5 protein-coding genes are annotated in these 5,408 nt (G+C 37.3%); all 5 read left to right on the top strand.

The genetic code is table 11. The features are described 5' to 3' along the window. Positions 1-867: methyl-accepting chemotaxis protein (locus tag AC220I_RS17685; RefSeq protein WP_486725190.1), on the top strand; the 867-nt coding region annotated here is incomplete at its 5' end. 82 nt (positions 868-949) lie between these two features. Next, on the top strand, positions 950-1,762 hold the full coding sequence (locus tag AC220I_RS17690; RefSeq protein ID WP_486725191.1) for a CheR family methyltransferase: 813 nt from the start codon (positions 950-952) through the stop codon (positions 1,760-1,762). 3 nt (positions 1,763-1,765) lie between these two features. Further along, entirely contained in the window at positions 1,766-2,788 is a 1,023-nt protein-coding gene (locus AC220I_RS17695; protein ID WP_486725192.1) for a protein-glutamate methylesterase/protein-glutamine glutaminase, read from the top strand. Between the two features lie 215 nt (positions 2,789-3,003). Beyond that, a complete protein-coding gene (locus tag AC220I_RS17700) occupies positions 3,004-3,657 on the top strand; it encodes a class II aldolase/adducin family protein (protein WP_486725193.1) in 654 nt (217 codons plus the stop codon). 755 nt (positions 3,658-4,412) lie between these two features. Next, positions 4,413-5,408 (top strand): ABC transporter transmembrane domain-containing protein (locus AC220I_RS17705; RefSeq protein WP_486725194.1); only part of this gene is annotated, 996 nt, incomplete at its 3' end.

The following is a 5,408-nucleotide window of genomic DNA, read 5'->3' on the forward strand; positions in this document are numbered from 1 at the left end:
CTTGGTGAAATTGGTATATCAGCTGATCAAGTTAGTACCGGGGCAAATCAAGTCAGCTCATCCTCTCAAAGTCTATCACAAGGCTCGACAGAGCAGGCAAGTGCAATAGAAGAAATCACAACTGCGATAACCCAAGTTGCAGAGCAGACAAAAGAAAATGCGATTTCTGCCAATAAAGCCAATGATTTATCTGTTAGAGCAAAAGAAGGGGCAATCGTGGGCAACTCTAGAATGAATGAGATGATTTCAGCGATGAAAGACATCAATGAGTCATCAAATAATATTTCTAAGATTATTAAGGTTATCGATGAAATTGCCTTCCAAACCAACATATTGGCATTAAATGCAGCCGTGGAAGCTGCAAGAGCTGGTGAACATGGTAAAGGTTTTGCAGTTGTAGCAGAAGAGGTAAGAAACCTAGCAGCGAGAAGTGCTAATGCTGCAAAAGAGACGACAGACCTAATCGAGAACTCAATCGGCAAAGTCAATAGCGGCACAGAGATTGCCAACAACACCGCAGTGGCGTTAACTGAAATCGTTGAAGGTGTCTCTAAAGTGGCTGAACTTGTTTCAGACATCGCCAGTGCTTCAAACGAGCAGGCAACTGCAATTGCTCAAATCAATGAAGGGGTAAATCAAGTATCAGACGTTACACAAAACAACACTGCAACTGCTGAGGAAAGTGCAGCTGCAAGTGAGGAAATGTCTGCTCAAGCTGAAATGCTCAAAGAAATGGTTTCTAAGTTTATATTAACAGGCCAAAAGTCTAAGACTAAAAAAGTGGCAGAAACCACCAATGATAAGGTGGTTAAACAAACAAAAGACAGGATTATCAATTTAGATGATGGTGAATTTGGAAAATATTAGCGTCATTAATAAAAAGAATAAGCGTTTTAGAGGATGAAGAGGGTGCTTTTATAGCACCTCTTCCTCCATATTTGAGGTGGCTATGAAGATTAAAGACAATGAATTCAAACGCATCCAGTCATTTGTATATGATAATTACGGCATTTTGCTCACTGAAAAAAAGAAAACACTTGTTGAAAGTCGATTTACACATATTTTAGAAGTAAGAGGGTTTGAGAATTTTACATCGTATTTTGATATTATTGAAGCAGATACGACTGGAAAAGAGATCTCTGAGTTTATCAATAAAATTACGACGAATCACACTTACTTTTTTAGAGAAGAGAAGCACTTTCGATTTTTAAGGGAAACGGCATTGCCTGAGATCGTTCAAAGAGAACAAGACACCAAGGATATCCGAATATGGTCAGCAGGCTGCTCAAGTGGTGAAGAGCCATATTCCATTGCAATGACAATTGATGAGTATCTGGGAACTAAAAAAATGATGTGGGATACTAAGGTCTTAGCAACTGATATTTCCCTGAAAGTACTTGAAAGTGCCAATAAAGGCGAGTATGAGAAAGCCCAGGTTGAAAAATTAAACAAACAGATTCAACACAAGTACTTCTCAAAAGCGGATTTTGAGCATTTTAAGGTGAAGGATACTCTAAGAAATGAAGTGATTTTTAGAAAGTTTAATTTGACCAATGATTTTCCGTTTAGAAAGAAGTTTCATGTTATATTTTGTAGAAATGTCATGATTTATTTTGACAAGAAATCTAAAAAGGAATTGATTAACAAGTTTTATGATGCCTTGTTACCAGGAGGTTACCTCTTTATAGGGCATTCTGAAACCATTGAAGATCGATCACAAGGATTTAAATATCTACAACCTGCGATCTACAAAAAGGAGTAATTTATGGCAAAAAAGATTATTCGTGTACTCATAGTGGATGATTCTCTGCTGTTTAGAGAGACCTTGAAGAATAAGTTGGAGACGGATGAAAGCATCGAGGTAATTGCAACTGCCGTGGATCCATATGATGCACGGGATAAAATATTGGCCTATGAGCCTGATGTGATGATCTTGGATGTACAAATGCCAAAGATGGATGGGATTGAGTTTCTAAAACGATTGATGCCTCAGTATCCCTTGCCTGTGGTGGTGATGTCTGCACTGGATAACATGGTATTTGATGCCCTTAAATATGGTGCAGTGGAATTTGTCAACAAACCAAGTACGAGCTCTGAAAGTGCACTGGATCTCTTCATCAATGAATTGATCATCAAGGTTAAAATCGCATCTATTGCCAATGTTAGTGGCCTTAAACGCGTCATTCGAAATTCAAGCGATGAACGCTCAGAACACAAGAATATGAGAAATAAAGTGATTGCAATTGGCGCATCAACGGGTGGTACAGAGGCACTTTACGAGATTTTGCATAAGCTGCCATCTGAAGTACCTGGGATAGTCATCGTTCAGCATATGCCGCCAGTGTTTACTAAACTTTATGCGCAAAGATTAAATGCCTCTTGTAAGATGATTGTTAAAGAGGCAGAAGATGGTGATGAAATACAAGATGGTGTTGCCTTACTAGCACCTGGTGGCCTTCAAATGAGGGTTCATAAGTCTGGCAGCAAGATGGTTGTCAAATTGTTTGATGGGGACAAGCGGAATGGTCACATTCCATCCGTTGATGTTTTATTTGAATCCGTAGCTCAATTTTATGGTAAGCAGGCATTGGGGATAATATTAACCGGAATGGGGCAGGATGGTGCAAAGGGATTGCTCAAAATGAAGGAAAATGGGGCCAAAACCATAGGTCAAGACGAGAAAACCTGCATCGTATATGGTATGCCAAAGGTAGCTTTTGAAATCGGAGCGGTTGACTATCAAATGCCTGTAACAGAAATTCACAAGAAGGTTATGGAGCTTATATAAAAGCGTGATGGTAAAATGACACCTTATAAAAAGTGAACCATGTTGAAAACAAGAATACTTTAAAAGCGTTAGATTTGCAGCTTGTAAGAAGCCTGAAAATCATAACGCTTTTGTTACTTTCTAAAACAATTATCAATATGGTATAATTGAAAAATACATACAGTCTTAATCTGCTGTAAGAACGATCTTTTGTGTTTTGATTTGGGGAGGAAACTATGTCACTTAAACATCAAATGGCAAGAAAAGAAATCATTGATACAGGTCTTTTAATATCTCAATCTGCCTTGGTAATTGGAACTTGGGGCAACATCAGTGTGCGCATTCCAAATGAAGATCTCGTTGCAATAACACCAACAGGTGTTGACTATGAAAAAATTAAGCCTGAAAATATTCCCATCGTTGATTTGGAAGGCAATTTGATCGATGGCGATATGAAGCCGTCTTCAGAATTGCCCCTGCATCTTGAAATATATAAAAATAGATCAGATGTCTTTGCTGTTATTCATACACATTCAACTTATTGTACTGCAATGGCAATTGCGAGAAAACCAATTCCGGCAACATGTGAAGATTTGGTTCAAATCGTTGGTGGAAATGTACGGGTATCTGAGTATCGATTACCTGGAACGCTTGAGCTTGGTATTGAAGCTGTAAAGGCACTTAAGGATCGCAATGCTGTTATTTTGGCAAATCATGGCTTAATCACTGCTGCTAAGGATTTGAAAGAGGCCACAAAGGTTGCGCAAATTTGTGAAAAATCGGCACATGCTACTTTGTTATCATACATGATTGGCGGTCCGATTGAGCTTTCGGACGAGGATTGCACATACATGCGTGAATTCTATGTCAACAAGTATGGACAAAGATAGATTAATCTGACAAAAAAATGATCAGGAATAACTTTAAAAGGATTAGCAATAACTTTAAAGTGATTATAAAGTGATTGCTATTCAACCTCATTATCTTTATTTTTTGGAGGGTATGAGTTCAGAATATTTAAAATTTTTCGAATTGAATATTACAAAATTAAAATCTAATGGTGAAAGGCCTTGTTTTTAAGAATGAGCTTTTTGAAGGGCTTGAGCATTTGAATTACAAAAAATTAAAATGACAAGTATTTGTCATTTCATTACAAAAGTGTTACAGCTTAAAAAAAAGTGTTGCAGACGTAAAAAAATTATTATATGATTTGTTTGTAGTCGGGTGGTACTGACTACGGTGTATAAAAAATCAAAATAAAAAAAAGGAGGTTACAAAATGATTAATTTAGCATACACATCTACCGTAAGAAGAAGTTCTGTATTTATTGGCATTAACGCTATAAGTGCGTCTTTCGTTCAACTTAATAGTTCTGTAGCCTGCGGGAATCAATTATAAGAAATTATAAGCGATTTATCATGATAGAATGATAACCACAGGCAAAAATGTCTGTGGTTTTTTTATGTCTATAAACATGCTTATTTCAGCAGAAGTAAGTATGCATTATAAATGTAGGGGTGAGTGACGGCTCGCCTTTTAAAGACCATGCTGAGCATGGTCTTTTTCTTTAGCGCTAAAGGGAATTATCGGACATTATAGGAAATTTTAACTTTTTTTAAATGACAACGTTAGGGGGTCGAATTTAGTGAAAAACATATTCAAGTATTTGAAAGGTTATCGAGGGGTCTTCTTAATCGCGGTTCTTTCAATTATCGTCGCAACAGTCATGCAGCTGGCAACACCTATTTTAATAAAATACGCAATTGATACCATAATCGGCAGTGAACCTGCTGGGAATTTACAAATGCTTATGGACCTATTTGGTAAAAATTTGATGAGCGTGGTATGGATTATTGTTGTAATTAACTTAATTAGAGGTATTTTCCTGTTCCTAAAGGGTTACCTATCAAGCTATGCTGCTGAGCATATTGCTGAGAATTTAAAGAATAAGCTTTACAAGCAAATTCAATATATGTCGTATGAATACCATACAAAGCGAGAAACCGGTGACCTCATTCAAAGATGTACTTCGGATGTGGAAACAATCAGAAAGTTTTTAGGGGTACAAATCGTTGATTTAGGTCGAATTATTTTTATGATTCTCCTTTCTGTGGCGATTATGATGAGCTTAAACTTCAAGCTTACCCTCTATGCGATTGCACTAATACCGATTCTCTTTGGGTTTTCTTATATCTTTTTCACCAAGGTTCAAAAGAACTTCAAGAAATCAGATGAAGCGGAAGGCACACTAACGACGGTTTTACAGGAAAATCTCTCTGGTGTCAGGGTTGTAAGAGCTTTTGGTAGAGAAAAATATGAAATCGACAAATTTGAAAAGGCGAATGAAAATCATAGAAAAGTCACTTATAGATTGATCGAAGTCTTGGCCTACTTTTGGTCATCATCAGATCTAATCACACTGATTCAAAGTGGTGTGGTTTTAGTGGCCGGATCGAGGATGGCAATTAATGGTGAAATCAGCATTGGAACCCTAGTGGCCTTTATCACCTATGAATCAATGTTACTATGGCCGGTAAAGCAGTCCGGAAGATTGCTTAGTGAGCTTGGTAAAACGACAGTCGCAATTACACGTGTTGAAGAAATATTGAACGAAGAAATTGAGGTAGATCAGCCTTATGAA

Source organism: Fusibacter sp., assembly GCF_057447755.1.

Excerpts from the sequence above, each read along its gene's own strand:
- AC220I_RS17690 (WP_486725191.1), top strand. The coding sequence starts at position 950 with ATGAAGATTAAAGACAATGAATTCAAACGCATCCAGTCATTTGTATAT.
- AC220I_RS17695 (WP_486725192.1), top strand. The coding sequence starts at position 1,766 with ATGGCAAAAAAGATTATTCGTGTACTCATAGTGGATGATTCTCTGCTG.
- AC220I_RS17700 (WP_486725193.1), top strand. The coding sequence starts at position 3,004 with ATGTCACTTAAACATCAAATGGCAAGAAAAGAAATCATTGATACAGGT.